Origin of the sequence: Streptomyces sp. NBC_01537 (genome assembly GCF_045040445.1) — a bacterium.
Taxonomy (GTDB): domain Bacteria; phylum Actinomycetota; class Actinomycetes; order Streptomycetales; family Streptomycetaceae; genus Actinacidiphila.
The window spans coordinates 8,026,284-8,041,901 of the sequence record NZ_CP109392.1; the positions used below are offsets into that span (position 1 = coordinate 8,026,284).

Sequence of the window (15,618 nt, forward strand, 5' to 3'; positions counted from 1 at the left end):
CCGAACGCGCCGGCCCAGCGTGCGCTGAGCGCGTCCATACTCAACCTCGGAGTCAAAGATCATGTCTTCTCATGCCACCTCCACCATCTTCGTAGTAGGCGGCACGGGGGCTCAAGGGATGCCCATCGTTCGTGCTCTCGTCGCCGACAAGAAGTACTCCGTCCGGGTCCTCACCCGGGACGCCACCTCCGCCCGGGCCCAGGCTCTCCTCGCGCTCGGTAACGTCTCCATCCTCGAAGGGTCATTCGCCGACGAGGACGTGCTGCGCGAAGGATTTCGTGGCTGTGACGGGGCGTTCATCAACATCGACGGGTTCAACACGGGCGAGAAGGCCGAGACCTACTGGGCCATCCGCACTTACGAGATAGCAATCGAAGAAGGAATCAAGTTCTTCGTCTACGGAAATCTCGACTATGCCCTCAAGAAGTCAGGCTACGACTCCAGGTTCCGCACCGGCCACTATGACGGCAAGGGTCGCATGGCGGAATGGGTACTGTTCCAGAACGAAAAGAACAGGGGCCGCATGGGAGCAGCGGTCTTCACGTCGGGTCCCTACATCGAGATGGTGATCTCGCCGCTCACGCCCATGCAACCGAGCATCGAGGACGGTGTCGTCACGTGGCGAGTTCCGCTTGGCGAGGGAGCCGTTCCGCATGTGGCTCTCGAAGACTGCGGATTCTATGTCCGCTGGCTCTTCGATCATCCGGAACGAGCCAATGGCATGGACCTCGAAGTCGCCATTGAGCACATGACCTACACCGAAATGGCTGCAGCATTCGAGAAGGTCACCGGCCATCCGGCGCAGTACATCGACACTGATCTGGACACCTACTGGGACAGTCCGGACCTGAAGGGGATCGCTGATCACCCTGCCGGATACAACGCCGATCCCAATGACAAGAGCACCATGAGCTTCCGCGACAATTTCACCGGCTTCTGGAACGTGTGGAAGCACGGAATCATTACGAGGGACTACACTCTGCTCGACGGAATTCACCCCAACAAAATCAGAAGCGCTGAGGAGTGGTTCCGCCGAGAAGACCAGTTGGGCAGGGAACTCGGCAAGGGAAGTCTTTGGGAGAGGGTCCAGCCGGAGAACTGGAGCATGGACTCTGCCGTCCTCAAGAGCAGTGCGGATTTCAGGACGGGCAAGTTGTAAGCACAAGTTGTAAACGGGAGAGCGGGCGGCGGCTCGGTATCCGCTGCGCGACGAGTTGAATAACCGCGCACGCCCCTCGGTGAACAGCCTGCGAGCCGCCGGGCCTTGGGGCTGAGTTCCCGGTGGTGCCCGCAGTTCGGTGCAGCGTTTCGGGCGGATCAGCAGTTCAGTTCCCGCACGTTCGGCGTCGCCTGGGCTGGTCCGGCGTGGTCAGGAACCGGGCGATCGGACACCGCGGCAGAGAGTGTTCCGGATCACTCGTGCTCGCTCCATTAGTTCAATTGAAGTAACTGGTTCGGTTACGGAACTGTTTACCGGGTCAGCCCGCCCCACAGACCATGGAGGACCTCATGACTGCGATCAGTACGTCCAACACCTCAAGCGAGATGGTGCGCTCGGCCACGAGCACCGCGTTGTGGGTCGCCGCGCGCAATCTTGAGCTGTACGACACTGGCGACGTCGCCGGGGTGGACGAGGTGTTCGCCCCGGATGTGATCGACCACAACCCCGCTGGTGACGCCGCCTCGGGCATCGACGGCATGCGAGCGTTGATCGCCGCGGTCCGCGACGGCTTCACCGGCACGCAGCACCGGATCCTGTTCCAGCAGGAGCTTGCCGACGGCTGGGTGGTCCTGCACTGGCGGATGACCGGGACCCACACGGGAGACGCCTTCGGGTTCGATGCCAGCGGCAACCCGGTCGACATCAAGGGCACCGACATCGTCCGCGTGGTCGACGGCAAGATCACCGAGATCTACCACGTCGAAGAACTGCTCAAGCTCACCCAACAGATCGGCACCGGCACGCAGTCGGCGTGAAGACCGAGACCTTCTCGGACAACGCCCGCTCCCTGGCGCCGCTGGTGGAGAACAGCACGCGGGCGGGCCGGGCCTGGCGGCCACGGTGTTGTGCGCGTAGGCCAGGCGGTCCTCCTCCGGCGCCACGGGCAGGTGGATGAACACTCCGTCCGCGCCACGGTAGGCAGCGGCCAGGTCCGCGGTGGAGGAGTAGTTGACGGCCAATACGCGGGTACCGTCCACGGCGGTGCCTGCGTTGCGGGTCAGGGCGGTCACGGGCTTGCCCGCGGCGGTGAGGGCGGCGACGACAGGGGCACCCTGGGCGCCGGTGGCGCCATGAATCATGTAGGTCATGGACCCATTAGTGCACACACTGCATTGGTTACATCAACTGCACTAATGGCCTAGACTCGAACCATGACTGCTGACCGTCTCCCGGAGTGCGGCGTCGCCCGGTTCATCACCCTGCTCGACGGACCGTGGGCCACCCTCATCGTGCGCGAACTCCTGCGCGGACCGCACCGCTTCACGGAGTTGCGCAATGCGCTGCCCGGCATCAGCCCGCACACCCTGACCAGCAGGCTGCGCCAGTTCGAGCGGCACGGCATTGTCACCCGCACCGCCTATCCGGAGATTCCCCCGCGGGTGGAGTACCGGCTCACCCCTCTGGGCGAGGGACTGCGCGCTGTCCTCGACACCATGGCCACCTGGGCCGTGACAGTTCCCGATGGTGAGCCCACAGCCACCGCGTGACCGCATCTGCTTGCCGTACGGCAGCCGCATCAGCAGCACCGGCCACGGTCTCGTGCCCGCGGGCCGGTAGACATCGGTGCGCAGCACCGTGCCGTCACGCATCTCCGCCGGAACATCGAACTCGATCTGCATCTCTGGCATGTACTGCTCCTTTGCCTGCCACGACGTTGTCACGCGACATGGTCGAACCCGGTCCCGGTCACGCACTACACCCGAAACGGGGGTGGCCACGGCACTCTTGGGACGGTCAGGCCACCGCGTTCAACAAGTCGGCCAGCACGTCAGGCCGTTCCAGGGCGATGAAGTGTCCGGCCTTCGGTACCTGTGTGAAGTCGGCGGCGGGCAGCAGCTTCTTGTTGGCTTCCCGGTCCGAGGGCCGGGACCAGTCGTTCTCCCCGTAGACGAGGTGGACGGGGGCCTTGACCTCGGCATAGCGCGAGCGGGCCGCGATGAGGCTGGGCAGGGCCTGGTACACGGCCCGGGCGACGGTGGGGTAGCCGGGGCGGCCGCCCACCTGGAGGAGCTCGTCGATGTAGTCCTCGCGCAGTGCGTTCTTGTCGCCGAGGCCGCCCTGCAGGATCTTGCTGAGGGCGGGCTTGGGCTCCACGCCGGCGATCACCGGACCCACCCCCGGGGCGAGGACACCGGTGACGATGACGCGGGCGAGGAGGCTCGACCGGGCGATTCCGCCTCGGAAGTCGTAGGTGTTTACCGAGACGACGCGCCGTACCCGCTCCGGGAGATCGGCGGCGGTGGTCAGGGCGAGCACCGCCCCCATGGACTCCCCGACCAGTGTGACGTCGTGGAGGTCGAGTTCGGTCAGGAGCCGTTCGACGCCCGTGCGCATGGCCGGCTCGTCGTACGAGGCGCCGGGCACGATCTCGGAGTAGCCCATCCCCGGCAGGTCGAGGGCGTACACGGTGTACTGGTGCGAGATCAGCGGGATGAGGTGGCGGAAGTGCTCGGCCTGGGTGCGCACAGTGTGCAGCAGGACCAGGGGGGCACCGGTGCCCCCCTTGAGGTAGCGCAGGGTGCCCTCGCGACTGTGGCGTCCTGCGCGCGGGGCGATGGTGTGGCTGGTGGTCCCCGGAATGTGAATCGTGGGACGTGACTCGTGGCTGGGCATCTCGCCCTTCAGTGCGGTCATGGCTACCTCCATAGGCTGGGAAACCGATCGGTTTCCAGCACAGTAAACCGATCGGTTTTCGAGCGCAAGCTCAAGGGCGACATCAGTCGAGTCGGGCCGCCGAATAGGAGCTTGAGATCGGCTTTCCCGACCATGTCGGAGGGGCGCTTCGGCGTGGTGTCGGGGTGGTGAGGTGCAGGGCGGCGGGCTGGTGGCAGTGGATACCTTCGCCGTCGAAGAGGGTGATGGTCAGGCTTGATGGGCGGCACACCGCTTGTCCCGGTCGCCGCGAGCAGCAGGCACATCAGCGCAGCAGCGCTCACGACCAGGCGGCCGATGGAGCTGACCTGGTCGCCCCGGTTTGCGTGCTGTTGCCCAGTTGGTCGTACTGCTCCCGCATCCGGGACACCAGGAACACCTCGTAGTTCATGGAGACTCCGAAGATCAGCGCGAACAGCATGATCGGCATGTTGGGCTCGATATTGCCCGTCGGACTTATGCATCAGTAGCGCGTCGATGGACTTCACCGCGTAGGCGTCGAAGTCGCGCTCCATCGTGGCCGCATACGCCGCCTCCAAGTGCGCGGTCGAGGGCTGCACCGAGTCCATGGGCCACGAGATCTGTGACCACGGTGTCCGGTCGCTTCTCGTCGAACCCGCCTGCACCAGAACCGGATTCGAGGCCAACAGCGCGAAGCCCGACACACCCCTGCACGCCCACGCGAAGCTGCGGCAGACCGTCGACCGCGTGATGGCGGAGGCGATCAGTGGATTGATTTGACGTGAACCCAGTCCACGTTCCGTCGATTCAACCTGTTCTGGATCTGCCGGCCCGGAGCACAGCCGGGCTGCGACATCAGCCCGGATCAGGCCGGGGGGCGGACGAAGCGCAGGGTGGCGATGACGGTCGTGAGGCCGCGGATCATGCCCATCGGGTTGACGGTCATGCCGAACTGGTGCCGGTCGATCCCACGTACCGTGAGCTGCCCGGTGACCTTGAGGGTGTCGTCGGGGCGCAGGTCGGCGGTCCCGCACGGCGAGGGTGATCTCGGGGTGGTCAAGGCCCTCGCCGTGGAGGCGGTAGCGGATCTTGTGCGAGCCCGGTACGGGCCGAAGGCAGTGATGCCCGCGTCATTGGCCGGGGCACTGTGGTGATTGGCCGGCCGGTTCCGGCGCGGGCGCTCGGTGCAGGAAGTCGATTTAGTTCAGCAATCGAGCCCGAATTTAAGCCGACCTCGTGATCGTATTGCGAGTTCTGAGTCACTGTCTGTTTCCGGCGTTCGAGCTATCTCGGTCTCTCGGCGCACTGAAGGACGAGTAGATCCTCGGGAAGCATGGGCTGCGCGTGGCGAGGCCGGGGGGTCAGCGGTTCGCTGAACAATGTGACCGGGACTGATTTCAGGTCAAGTCGAATGGCCACGGCGATCCTGTGATTTCCGTCGAGAGTCCCGAAATCCACGTTGAATCCAAGGAGGAGCGGTGTCAGGATCCCGCGCTTTCCGATGTCAACCGTCAACGCATCCAGATGACGTGGTGTGTCGACGAGCGCGGAGCCGACGGTCTCGCGATCGACCGCTCGGTATCGCGCGACGAGAGCAGTTGGTAGGTGGACTTGCGAGACCGGCATATGGACATTATGACCGACAAGCGGTCTCGCTGGTGCCAGTGCCGCCGGACCGCGTCCGCGGCCGGGATCGACGAACGTAACTCTGGAATTTCGTAGGGACATTCACGTCACGCTGGCATGTTCATCAGTTGCCGCGGCGGTGGGTGCGGGTATTGGCAGGTCCCACGGCCCGTTGCCCACACCCTCACGAACGACTGAATCGTCACACCGGGCACGCCCACCAGCCACGAATCACAAGGATCGCGTCATGAGCTCTTATGGAAGGCTGTCCACGTCCAACCCGAGGGCGCGCAGGAACGCCTCATGATTCGGTTGGCGGCCCAGGAAATCTTGTACGAGTTGGTTGCCGTCCACACTGCCACCGCGTTCAAGGATGGTCCGCCGGTAGAGCGGTCCCATGACCTGGTTCGTCGGGCCACACGTCTCGAATTTCGTGTACATGTCGTCGGCCAGAATCCGTGACCACAAGCAACCGTAGTAGCCCGCGTCGTATCCCTCCAGTAGATGGCCGAAGCTGGACTGGCAGTGGTCATCGGCAATCGGCGGATCACGGGCCTGAAGGCCGATGTGATCGCTGAACTCGTCGCCGAAGTCGGCCCGTTTTGGCATGAGCGCCATCGGGCGAGGTTTGTTTCCCGGCAGCGGAAGCGGGCCGTGGGCGCCGGTGCGAAGCACCGGCTTGTGTTCGTCGACCGGCTGTTGGCCGCGCTGGTTCATCTCCGTCATGGAGCTACCCACGAGGTGCGGGCCTGCTGGTTCGGCGTGGACCGCTCCACCATCACCCGAGCTGTCAACGAGGTGCGGCCCCTGCTCGCCGAGCGGGGGTGCACCATCAGCCCCGATGTGCGGCTGCGGACCCTGGCCGAAGTCGTCGACCATCTGGGGGCGACCGGAAAGACCGGCATCATCGACGGCACCGAGATCCGGGTCCGGCGGCCTGCCGTGGGACGCAAGGATCGGGACACGTTCATCTCCGGCAAGAACAAGCAGAACTCTGTCAAATCCATGGTGGTCACGGACGACGAAGGACACGTGCTGTTCTGCAGCCCTGTCCAGCCCGGAAGCTGCGCGGACATCACCCACGCCCGCCATCTAGGGCTGGTCAGGCTCCTGGCCGTCGGGCCCGTGGTCGAGATCCTTGCCGATGCCGGCTACCAGGGTCTGGGCGCACAGACTGGCGGACGCGTGGTGACACCACCGCACCGCAAGTTCAAGAAGAACGCCCCGGACTGGCACGAGGAGATGTACGAGCGACAGCGCAAAGCGCATTCATCGCGACGTATCCGGGTCGAGCACGGCATTGCACACCTGAAGAACTGGCGGGCGCTGGCCCGCCACCTCGGCCGCCGCGAGCACATGAGCGCCACCGTCCAAGCCGTCGCCGGCCTGCTGTCCCACCAACAGATCTCGGACATGACATCGGCACGGCAGATGTGAACCCCGAGACCCGCCGCCGTCCTTGACGCCTCACCGCCAACCATGCACGAGCTCGTCAGCCTCGTGGTTCCGTTGTCCGAGCTGTTGCGCGGGTTTGATGTCGAGTGCTGGCCTCCAGGCGTCCGTCAGTAAATGGAGGGGCTGTACATCCCGCCGAGCTGGCGGATCTCCTCCAACGGGTACGGGGTCTGCCTGCTGTGGCGCTGGAACTTGAGGTTGAAGTCGGACATCACTGCGGCGATCGGCGCGTGCCGGGCGATGATCGCTGCGGCCTCCTCTGGGATTCCTGTGGGGCGCTTGCCCTCTGCGTAGGAGCGCACCACCGCGTAGCGGCCGTCCCGGTCCTCCCTCTGGTACCCGTACAGAGCGGTGACCAGCCAGTTCACCAGATACGTGGCGGTGTAACAGCGGTCGTAGGCCTGATGCCGGTCGAAGAAGTCGGCCTCGTCCTGTGACAGCTCGAACCCGGAGGAAATGGCGAGGCCGTAGTCCGCGAAGTAGAGGCGCTGGCCGTCGGTCAGGATGTTCTCGAAGTGCGTGTCGAAGTGCAGGAGCCCGCAGCTGTTCATGAACGAGGTGCCGGCTGCCAGATCCCTCTCCACCATGGTGCAGGCTCGGTTGGCGGTCTCGTCTCCTGATTCGACCTGGGTGCCCAGCCACTGGTGCAGGTTCTGCGGGATGTACTCCAGGAACAGCGCGACGCTCGCCGAGGACTGCTGGCGAGCCTGGATCCGGCGGCGTACCTGCGATCCGCCGCCCCAGTAGGCAACGGCCCGTTCGATGTCGGCCAGTTCTTCGGGCAGGGGTGTTGAGTCCGGCAGCACCCGCCAGTGGTACATCAGGGGGAAGCCCTCGTATTCCGCCGCGAGCACCCAGTTCGTCGTCATGGTGTGCACGGCGAGTTCTCTCCAGGCCCCGAAGCCCGGCCCGCCGATGGCGCCGATGCCGTACTGGCAGAAGACGGGCAGCTCGAACATATTCGCCGTGGACCGGACGTGCTCAGGTTGCATCTCCAAGTCGGTGAGGGGCACCCGCTTCACGAAGACCGGGGTTCCGGCGACCTCCATCAGGGCCGACTTCCCGCCGATGCCGGATCCGATCGGCACGGCCGTGTCCACGAGCTCGCGCAGGGCGCGATCACTGCACAAGGCCAGGGATGTGGAGACGGCGCTATGGGCAATCAGACGAGCACCGTGCGACATGTCAGGGCACTTCGCTGCGGCCTCCACCTGGGTGCCGACCTCGATTCTGCAATGGCTACGCAGTCCCGCCGAGCGCAACGACGCGTGGCTCTGCGCTTTGGCCTCCGGAGCGGGCAGAGGGCGTCCAAGATCCGTTTGTGACGACAGACCTGAGCACCCTCCTGGCCGCACTCTACGTGAAGATCGACGACGAAATCGGAGGAACCTGGTGCCTCGGTAGATCATCTGGCACAACAAATCTGACCGGCGCCGCAGTCCCCCGCTCACTGATCGCCCATGAGCACCGCGACGCGCCCGCCCTCGCCACGGCCGCTCCCGGTCTGCTGGCCGCCCTCGGGCTGCAGCGGGCAAGGGTGCGCGCCTTCGTGATCCGCGCCGATGAAGCGGCCGCGGACCGGGCCCGCCGCCGTTTCGGGCCGGAGGCCGTACGTGTCGCGGCTGTGGCTGCCGGGGCGATGTGAGTCAATACAGGTTACTCACAGGTTCGTTCTACCGGATCCGAATTATTTTACCGACGCGTAACTTCAAGTTTTTACTACTCGCCCGTAATTTGGCATGAGCGCCACATCTTGTGATCCGGATCGCAAGTCGCGTAGCGCGCGCTGCCTCGTCGCGCCTACCCCCACCGACCTGCAAGGAGTTCACACGATGCTGCCCTCCAAGCCGAGAATCCTCGCGCGGGTGCTCTCCGCGATGGCCCTCACCGCGACTCTGGCCGCGGCCCCCGCGCTCACCGGGGCCGCCACCGCCGACGCCGCGACCGTCAGCAGTGGCTGGAACGACTACTCCTGCAAGCCCTCCGCCTCCCACCCCCGCCCCGTCGTGCTGGTCCACGGCACGCTGGCCAACTCCGTCGACAACTGGCTGGCCTTCGCGCCCTATCTGGTCGCGCGCGGATACTGCGTCTTCTCCCTCGACTACGGCCAGCTGCCGGGCGTCGCGGTCTTCTACGGACTCGGCCCGGTCGCCGACTCCGCGCAGCAGCTCTCCGACTACGTCGACACGGTCCTCGCCGACACCGGGGCCTCGAAGGTCGACCTCGTCGGCCACTCCGAGGGCGGCATGATGCCGCGCTACTACCTGAAGTTCCTCGGCGGAGCCGCCAAGGTGAACGCCCTGGTCGGCATCGCCCCCGACAACCACGGCACCACCCTGGACGGCATCACCGCCCTGGCGGACCTTTACCCGGCGGCCGCCGCCCTGGTTGCGAGCCTCCCGCAGGGACTGCAGGACCAGATCGCCGGCTCCGCCTTCCTCAGCAAGCTCAACGCGGGCGGCGACACCGTCCCCGGGGTGAAGTACACCGTCATCGTCACCAAGTACGACGAGATCGTCACGCCGTACGCCTCCGGCTATCTCACCGGCTCCAACGTCACCAACCTCCTGCTCCAGGACAGCTGCTCGCTCGACCTCTCCGAGCACGCCACGATCGGGCTCACCGACGTGATCGCCTTCCACCTGGCCGCCAACGCCCTCGATCCGGCGCACGCGACCCCGGCGACCTGCCTCACCGCCCTCACCGGCTGACCCCGGTACGGGTACCGGTACGGGTACGTCGTTCGGCGCGGCGCGGCTCGCGATGAGACCCGCGTCGCGCAGCACGGTCGTGTGTGCGATGACAGATCCACGACTTTCGATCTGAGACGAAAAACGCAGGTCAGCGCCCGGACGCGGCCCGGGATTTCCCGCCCCGGACGCCCGTGGCAAGGTGTCCGTATGACCGAACCGAGTCGTCCCGCCCGCCCCGCGGCGCTTCAGCTCATCGACGCCGTCGTGGACCCCGGCACCTGGCACGGCTGGGACGAGCCGGTGCCGGAACCGGCGCTGCCGCAGGACGCCGCGTATCGCGCCGACCTGGAAAAGGCCCGGGCGCGTACGGGACTCGACGAGTCGGTCGTGACGGGGGAGGGGCGCATCCGGGGCCGCCGGGTGGCGGTCGTGGCGGGCGAATTCCGGTTCCTGGGCGGCTCGATCGGGGTCGCGGCGGGGGAGCGGCTGGTGCGGGCGGTGGAGCGGGCCACCCGGGAGCGGCTGCCGCTGCTGGCTTCGCCGGCTTCGGGCGGCACGCGCATGCAGGAGGGCACGATCGCCTTCCTGCAGATGGTCAAGGTCGCCGCCGCGATCACCGACCACAAGGCGGCCCGGCTGCCGTACCTGGTCTATCTGCGGCACCCGACGACGGGCGGTGTGCTCGCGTCATGGGGCTCGCTCGGCCATCTCACGGCCGCCGAGCCGGGCGCGCTGATCGGTTTCCTCGGGCCGCGGGTCCATCAGGCGCTGTACGGGGAGGAGTTCCCGCCCGGGGTGCAGGTCGCGGAGAACCTGCTGGCCAACGGGATCGTCGACGCGGTCCTGCCGGCCGAGCAGCTGGCGGGGGTGGCGGCGCGGGCGCTGCACGTGCTGTGCGGGGAGAGCACGGGGGAGGCCCCCGAGCTCTCCCCGGGCGCCCCGGGCGCCACGGACGAACCCGCGCCCGACGTGTCCACAGAGGAGTCGATCCGGCGGTCGCGGCGGCCCGAACGGCCCGGGCTGCGGGACCTGCTGGCGGTGGCGGCCACCGAGGTCACCCCGCTGAGCGGCACCGGGGCGGGGGAACGGGACCCCGGGCTGGTGCTGGCGCTGGCGCGGTTCGGGCCGACGCCGTGCGTGGTGCTCGGCCATGACCGGAGCAACAGCATCCAGCCCGGCGGCCTGCGCGAGGCCCGGCGGGGGATGCGGATCGCGGCGGAGCTGGACCTGCCGCTGCTCACCGTCGTGGACACGGCGGGCGCGGCACTGTCCAAGGAGGCCGAGGAGGGCGGCCTGGCGGGGGAGATCGCCCGCTCGCTCGCCGACATGGTCAGCCTGCCCGCCCCTACCCTCTGCCTCCTCCTCGGCCAGGGCGCCGGTGGCGGCGCGCTCGCCCTGCTCCCCGCCGACCGTGTGCTGGCCGCCCGCCACGCCTGGCTCTCCCCGCTCCCGCCCGAAGGCGCCTCCGCGATCCTCCACCGGACCACCGAGCGGGCGTACGAGGTCGCCGACCGCCAGGGGGTGCGCTCCGCCGACCTCCTCGCCCACCACATCGTCGACCGGGTCATCGAGGAGGGCGACGACGCCGCCGCCTTCCTCGCCTCGCTCGGCAACGCCCTCGGCACCGAGCTCGCCGCCCTCCGTACGCAGGACCCGGCCGCCCGGATGACCGGCCGCCGGGCCCGCTACCGAAACCTCGGACTGTCAGTGCCCGGTGACACCATGAACACATGACGACCGACGCGCCCACCGACTACTGGGACACCGCAGCCGACACCTTCGACGAGGAGCCCGACCACGGTCTCGGCAGCCCCGATGTGCGCGCCGCGTGGGCCGCCCGCCTGCGCGGCTGGCTGCCCGACGAGGCCTGCGACGTGCTCGACCTCGGCTGCGGCACGGGCAGCCTCGCCCTGCTCGCCGCCGAACAGGGCCACCGTGTCACGGCCGTCGACAGCTCGGCGCGCATGGCCGAGCTGGCCCGGCTCAAGCTGGCCGGCACCGGGGCCCGGGTCCTGCTCGGTGACGCGGCCCAACCGCCGGTCGGGGACGGCCGGTTCGACGTCGTCCTCGTACGCCACGTCCTGTGGGCGCTGCCCGACCCCGCGAAGGCGCTCCGGCACTGGGCCGGGCTGCTCCGGCGCGGCGGCCGCATGGTGCTGATCGAGGGCCGCTGGGGCGAGAGCGCCCCGGTGGGCTTCACCGCCGACGCCCTCGCCGACCTCGCCGGGCCGGTCGCGGAGCGCATCCGGATCGAGCAGCTCGCACACGACTCCGTGCTCTGGGGCCGCACGGTGTCCGACGAGCGCTACGCGGCCGTCCTGCGGGTCGCTCGGCCCAGCCGCCACGCGGAGATCATCGACGTCCACCTGATCCTCCGGCGCGGGGACGAGATCCTGCTCGCCCGCCGGGCCAACACCGGTTACGCGGACGGTCTGTTCAACCTGCCCTCCGGCCACGTCGAGGACGGTGAGGATGTCCGGACCGCCGTGCTCCGCGAGGCGTACGAAGAGGTCGGCGTCGTCCTCGACCCCGAGCGGCTCGCGGTCGCGCTGGTCATGCAGCACCGCGCGCCGGGCGGTTCCGCGCGCATCGGCTGGTTCTTCGAGGCGCATCTGGCGGAGTCGGACCCGCAGCCCTTCAACCGCGAGCCGGACAAGTGCTCGGAGCTGGCCTGGTTCCCGCTCGTCGGACTGCCCGACGACATGGTCGCGTACTCCCGCGCCGGGGTCGACGCCCACCGGACCGGCGAGCGCTTCGTCCTGCACCTCCACGAGCGGGGCGACCCGATCGCGTACGCACCGCAAGGGCCGGGCCGGGCAGTCGTCCTGCCGGGGGTGTGGACCTGACGCACAATGGGCCTGTGACGTCCCAGATCATCATCGACCCGGCCTCCGCCACCGCTCCCTTCGAGCAACTGCGCTCCCAGATCGCCGACCAGGCCCGCTCCGGCACCCTCCCCGTCGGCCACCGGCTGCCCACCGTACGCGGCCTCGCCGAACAGCTCGGCCTGGCCGCCAACACCGTCGCCAAGGCCTACCGCGCCCTCGAGGCCGACGGCGTCATCGAGACCCGGGGCCGCAACGGCACCTTCATCGCCGCCGCCGGCGACGCGGCGGCCCGCGAAGCGGCGTCCGCCGCGGCGGACTACGCCCAGCGCGCGCGGCGGCTCGGCCTGGACCGCGATGCCGCCCGCGCCGCGGTCGAGGAGGCGCTGCGGGCTGCGTATGCCTAGGCCCTGTCCGGACGTCGGCCGTCAGAGATAGAGGCCGTCCGAGGAGGCGGCGGCCGGGGTCGGCGAGGGGATGGCGGGGACCGGGGTGGGGGAGGCGCCGCGGCGGAGGGCGTAGAGCTCGGCGAGGGTGGCGCCTTCGCGGCCGATGCCGTCGGGGGTGCCGAGCCAGTTGACGGCCTCGGGGCGGGTGAGCGGGCCGACCTCTATGCGGGCGAGGCAGCGGCCGGGGCGGACGACGGCGGGGTGGAGCCGTTCCAGGTCCTCGTTGGTGGTGATGCCGACCAGGACGTTGCGGCCCTGGCCGAGCAGGCCGTCGGTGAGGTTGAGCAGCCGGGACAGGGCCTGGCCCGTCTGGTGCTTGGCCTGGCCGCGGATCAGTTCGTCGCAGTCCTCCAGGAGGAGCAGCCGCCAGCGGCCGCCCGCCGTGCCGTCGTCCTCGCCGATGGCGATGTCCATCAGATAGCCGACATCGTTGAACAGCCGCTCCGGGTCCAGGACGCAGTCCACCTGGCACCAGTCCCGCCACGAACGGGCGAGCGTCCGCAGGGCGGAGGTCTTGCCGGTCCCCGGCGGGCCGTGCAGAAGCAGCAGCCGCCCGGACACGTCGTCGGCGGTGAGCTTCATCAGCCCGTCCATCGCGTCGGCCACCGGCGCCGTGTAGTTGCCCCGCACCTCCGACCAGGTCTCGGCGCTGATCTGGCGGGTCGTACGGTGCGGCCCGCGCCTGGGCGAGACATACCAGAAGCCCATCGTCACGTTCTCCGGCTGCGGCTCCGGCTCGTCCGCCGCGCCGTCCACGCAGGACGCCAGCACCTCGTCGGCCAGCTCCTCGCTGACCGCAGCCACCGTCACGTCGGCGCCCCGGCTCCACCGCGAGACCAGGACCGTCCAGCCGTCGCCCTCGGCGAGCGTGGCGCTGCGGTCCTTGTCGCGGGCCGAGCGCAGCACGGCGGCCTCGGGCGGGAGCAGCGTCAGCCCCGGCTTCACGCTGTCGAGGGAGGCGCCGCGCGAGTAGGGCAATTCACCGGAGGCGAAACGGCCCAGGAACAGGGCGTCCACGATGTCGGACGGCGAGTCGCTGTCATCCATCGTGAGACGCATCGGCACGGCACGGTGCGGCGTGGTCGGGGACGTGGTCGGCTGCGCTTGCGCCACGGGCCTCCTCGGCTCGGAGATCGGTTCGGACATGATGCTCATGATCCGGCACAGGAGCCCGCATCGCACAGTCTTTTTCCGTCCGGGGCAAGTCCGGGACAAGTGGCCGACAAGTAGCCCCTTCCGGGCATCTTCGCGGCTAGGCTTCTGGTAATGGGACGTCATGCGGGCGCACGTATGAGGTTGTCGGGGGCAGGGCGGCGAAGCGTCACCGCTCTGCTCGGCGTCGGCGTGGTCGGCGTCGTCGCGCTGGCGCTGCTGCTGTCCATGTGCGGCGGCGGCGATACGCATACGCGGCAGGGCGACACCGCCACCGGTGTACACGCCCCCAGCGGCCCCTCCGCCACCGCCACCGGGAAGCCGACCGCCGAACTCGGCTTCGGCCTCACCCACACCGAGTTCAGCGCCGACCACGGGGAGACCTACGCCAAGCAGGCCGCCGACAAACTGCTCGCCCAGCGGTCCCTCCCGCAGGACCAGGCCATCATGGGCTGGGGCGCCGACAACCCCGAGCCGTCCCCCGGAAAATACGACTTCGGCGAGCTCGACGACCGCGTCGACCTCATCCGCGCCACCGGCGGCACACCCGTCATCACCCTGTGCTGCGCCCCCGACTGGATGAAGGGCGGCCAGGCCGGCGCCACGGACTGGTCGCGGCTGGAAGTGGCCCCCAGCCCCGACCACTTCGACGACTTCGCGGCTCTCGCGGCGACGGTCGCCAAGCGCTACCCCGACGTACGGCACTTCGTCGTCTGGAACGAGTTCAAGGGCTTCTGGAACAACGGCCTCAAGCGGTGGGACTACGAGGGCTACACCAAGCTCTACAACCTCGTCTACAAGGCGATCAAGAAGGTCAACCCGGACGATCTCGTCGGCGGGCCCTACGTCGTCATGGACAGCTTCGCCCCCGGCGACAGCGGCAACGGCGACGCGTCCGCCTCCGTGAAGGGCTCCTGGGGCGCCGCCGACCAGCGCACGCTCGACGCCGTCGACTACTGGCTCAGCCACAAGGCCGGCGCGGACTTCGTCGTCCTCGACGGCTCCAGCATGAACCACGACGACACCCTCGAACCGGACGAGTTCGCCGCCACCGACAAGTTCGCCGCCCTGGGGAGATGGATCGCCGGCCGCACCGACCTCCCCCTCTGGTGGGCCGAGTGGTACGTCGAACCCGACGACTCGGGCTGGACCGAACAGCACCGCACCGCCGTCCAGGCCGCCGCGATGATGCAGCTCGCCCTCGGCGGCGCCGCCGCGGCCTTCTACTGGAACCCCCAGGCGCAGGGCGCCACCTGTCCCGGCTGCCTGTGGACCAGCACGGAGCTGTCGGCCGCGGGTGGTGAACAACTGCCCATGCTGGACCTGCTGCGCCGCTTCGCGGCGGCCTTTCCCCCGGGGACGCGCTTTGGTGACGTCGCCGTCGCGGCCGACGACAAGCCGAATGTGCGGGTGCTTGCCAGTGACAAGGCCGTGCTCGTCGTCAACGTCCTCGACCGGACGATCCACGCCGAGGTCGACGGCCAGTCCTTCGACCTCGCCGGTTACGGCATCCGCTGGCTGCGGCGCTGACGGGGTCTCCGTCCGTCGGGTGCGGGTCCGTGGGCGTCGGAGGTGAACTCAGC

The 15,618-nt window shown here is 68.5% G+C and carries 17 protein-coding genes and 2 pseudogenes; 11 read left to right on the forward strand and 8 right to left on the reverse strand.

Annotated features, from left to right (window positions below; translation table 11 throughout):
• Nucleotides 1-61 precede the first annotated feature (61 nt).
• A complete protein-coding gene (locus OG607_RS36885) occupies nucleotides 62-1,159 on the forward strand; it encodes an NmrA family NAD(P)-binding protein (RefSeq protein WP_405733057.1) in 1,098 nt (365 codons plus the stop codon).
• 350 nt (nucleotides 1,160-1,509) lie between these two features.
• Nucleotides 1,510-1,977: an ester cyclase gene (locus OG607_RS36890; RefSeq protein WP_405733060.1), complete on the forward strand. Its 468-nt coding sequence runs from the start codon at nucleotides 1,510-1,512 to the stop codon at nucleotides 1,975-1,977.
• A 138-nt stretch (nucleotides 1,978-2,115) separates the two neighbouring features.
• Here the strand turns inward: OG607_RS36890 and OG607_RS36895 are convergent.
• Nucleotides 2,116-2,310 (reverse strand): annotated as a pseudogene (locus OG607_RS36895) (NAD(P)H-binding protein); the annotation flags it as partial.
• Nucleotides 2,311-2,373: 63 nt separating this feature from the next.
• Here OG607_RS36895 and OG607_RS36900 point away from each other — a divergent pair.
• The gene (locus OG607_RS36900) at nucleotides 2,374-2,709 is read left to right on the forward strand and encodes a winged helix-turn-helix transcriptional regulator (protein ID WP_405733063.1); all 336 of its coding nucleotides are present in this window, start codon (nucleotides 2,374-2,376) and stop codon (nucleotides 2,707-2,709) included.
• 18 nt (nucleotides 2,710-2,727) lie between these two features.
• Here the strand turns inward: OG607_RS36900 and OG607_RS36905 are convergent.
• From OG607_RS36905 to OG607_RS36915, 3 genes and pseudogenes are all read right to left on the reverse strand, one after another.
• Nucleotides 2,728-2,850, reverse strand: a pseudogene (locus OG607_RS36905) (CocE/NonD family hydrolase); the annotation flags it as partial.
• Between the two features lie 106 nt (nucleotides 2,851-2,956).
• Nucleotides 2,957-3,835, reverse strand: coding sequence for an alpha/beta fold hydrolase (locus OG607_RS36910; RefSeq protein WP_405737292.1), 879 nt, complete (start codon nucleotides 3,833-3,835; stop codon nucleotides 2,957-2,959).
• Nucleotides 3,836-4,154: 319 nt separating this feature from the next.
• Nucleotides 4,155-4,304, reverse strand: coding sequence for an MMPL family transporter (locus tag OG607_RS36915; protein ID WP_405733066.1), 150 nt, complete (start codon nucleotides 4,302-4,304; stop codon nucleotides 4,155-4,157).
• Between the two features lie 86 nt (nucleotides 4,305-4,390).
• On the opposite strand from OG607_RS36915, the gene OG607_RS36920 reads away from it, so the two are divergent.
• Nucleotides 4,391-4,615, forward strand: coding sequence for an SDR family NAD(P)-dependent oxidoreductase (locus tag OG607_RS36920; RefSeq protein ID WP_405733069.1), 225 nt, complete (start codon nucleotides 4,391-4,393; stop codon nucleotides 4,613-4,615).
• Nucleotides 4,616-4,700: 85 nt separating this feature from the next.
• On the opposite strand, the gene OG607_RS36925 is transcribed toward OG607_RS36920, so the two are convergent.
• Together OG607_RS36925 and OG607_RS36930 are read right to left on the reverse strand one after the other, a co-directional pair.
• Nucleotides 4,701-4,895, reverse strand: a complete 195-nt coding sequence (locus OG607_RS36925) for a hypothetical protein (protein ID WP_405733072.1) — start codon at nucleotides 4,893-4,895, stop codon at nucleotides 4,701-4,703.
• Nucleotides 4,896-5,716: 821 nt separating this feature from the next.
• Complete coding sequence (locus OG607_RS36930; protein WP_405733074.1) at nucleotides 5,717-6,079, reverse strand: M3 family metallopeptidase; 363 nt, start codon at nucleotides 6,077-6,079, stop codon at nucleotides 5,717-5,719.
• A 36-nt stretch (nucleotides 6,080-6,115) separates the two neighbouring features.
• Between OG607_RS36930 and OG607_RS36935 the strand changes: the two genes are divergently transcribed.
• Complete coding sequence (locus OG607_RS36935) at nucleotides 6,116-6,898, forward strand: transposase family protein (protein ID WP_405733077.1); 783 nt, start codon at nucleotides 6,116-6,118, stop codon at nucleotides 6,896-6,898.
• A gap of 125 nt (nucleotides 6,899-7,023) precedes the next feature.
• Here OG607_RS36935 and OG607_RS36940 read toward each other — a convergent pair whose 3' ends face one another.
• On the reverse strand, nucleotides 7,024-8,100 hold the full coding sequence (locus tag OG607_RS36940) for a protein kinase family protein (RefSeq protein ID WP_405733080.1): 1,077 nt from the start codon (nucleotides 8,098-8,100) through the stop codon (nucleotides 7,024-7,026).
• A 137-nt stretch (nucleotides 8,101-8,237) separates the two neighbouring features.
• Between OG607_RS36940 and OG607_RS36945 the strand changes: the two genes are divergently transcribed.
• From OG607_RS36945 to OG607_RS36965, 5 genes are all read left to right on the forward strand, one after another.
• A complete protein-coding gene (locus tag OG607_RS36945; protein ID WP_405733083.1) occupies nucleotides 8,238-8,561 on the forward strand; it encodes a hypothetical protein in 324 nt (107 codons plus the stop codon).
• A 187-nt stretch (nucleotides 8,562-8,748) separates the two neighbouring features.
• Nucleotides 8,749-9,627, forward strand: a complete 879-nt coding sequence (locus OG607_RS36950) for an esterase/lipase family protein (RefSeq protein WP_405733086.1) — start codon at nucleotides 8,749-8,751, stop codon at nucleotides 9,625-9,627.
• Between the two features lie 189 nt (nucleotides 9,628-9,816).
• Nucleotides 9,817-11,343, forward strand: a complete 1,527-nt coding sequence (locus tag OG607_RS36955) for a carboxyl transferase domain-containing protein (protein WP_405733089.1) — start codon at nucleotides 9,817-9,819, stop codon at nucleotides 11,341-11,343.
• Entirely contained in the window at nucleotides 11,340-12,455 is a 1,116-nt protein-coding gene (locus OG607_RS36960; RefSeq protein ID WP_405733092.1) for a methyltransferase domain-containing protein, read from the forward strand. Before OG607_RS36955 ends, OG607_RS36960 begins: the two co-directional genes overlap by 4 nt.
• 14 nt (nucleotides 12,456-12,469) lie before the next feature.
• Nucleotides 12,470-12,841 carry a GntR family transcriptional regulator gene (locus tag OG607_RS36965; protein WP_329319719.1) on the forward strand — a complete coding sequence of 124 codons (372 nt, stop codon included), beginning with the start codon at nucleotides 12,470-12,472 and terminating at the stop codon, nucleotides 12,839-12,841.
• Between the two features lie 21 nt (nucleotides 12,842-12,862).
• Here OG607_RS36965 and OG607_RS36970 read toward each other — a convergent pair whose 3' ends face one another.
• Nucleotides 12,863-14,029, reverse strand: a complete 1,167-nt coding sequence (locus tag OG607_RS36970; protein WP_405733096.1) for a DUF5925 domain-containing protein — start codon at nucleotides 14,027-14,029, stop codon at nucleotides 12,863-12,865.
• A gap of 120 nt (nucleotides 14,030-14,149) precedes the next feature.
• On the opposite strand from OG607_RS36970, the gene OG607_RS36975 reads away from it, so the two are divergent.
• Entirely contained in the window at nucleotides 14,150-15,565 is a 1,416-nt protein-coding gene (locus OG607_RS36975; RefSeq protein WP_405733098.1) for a GH39 family glycosyl hydrolase, read from the forward strand.
• The last annotated feature ends 53 nt before the right edge of the window (nucleotides 15,566-15,618 follow it).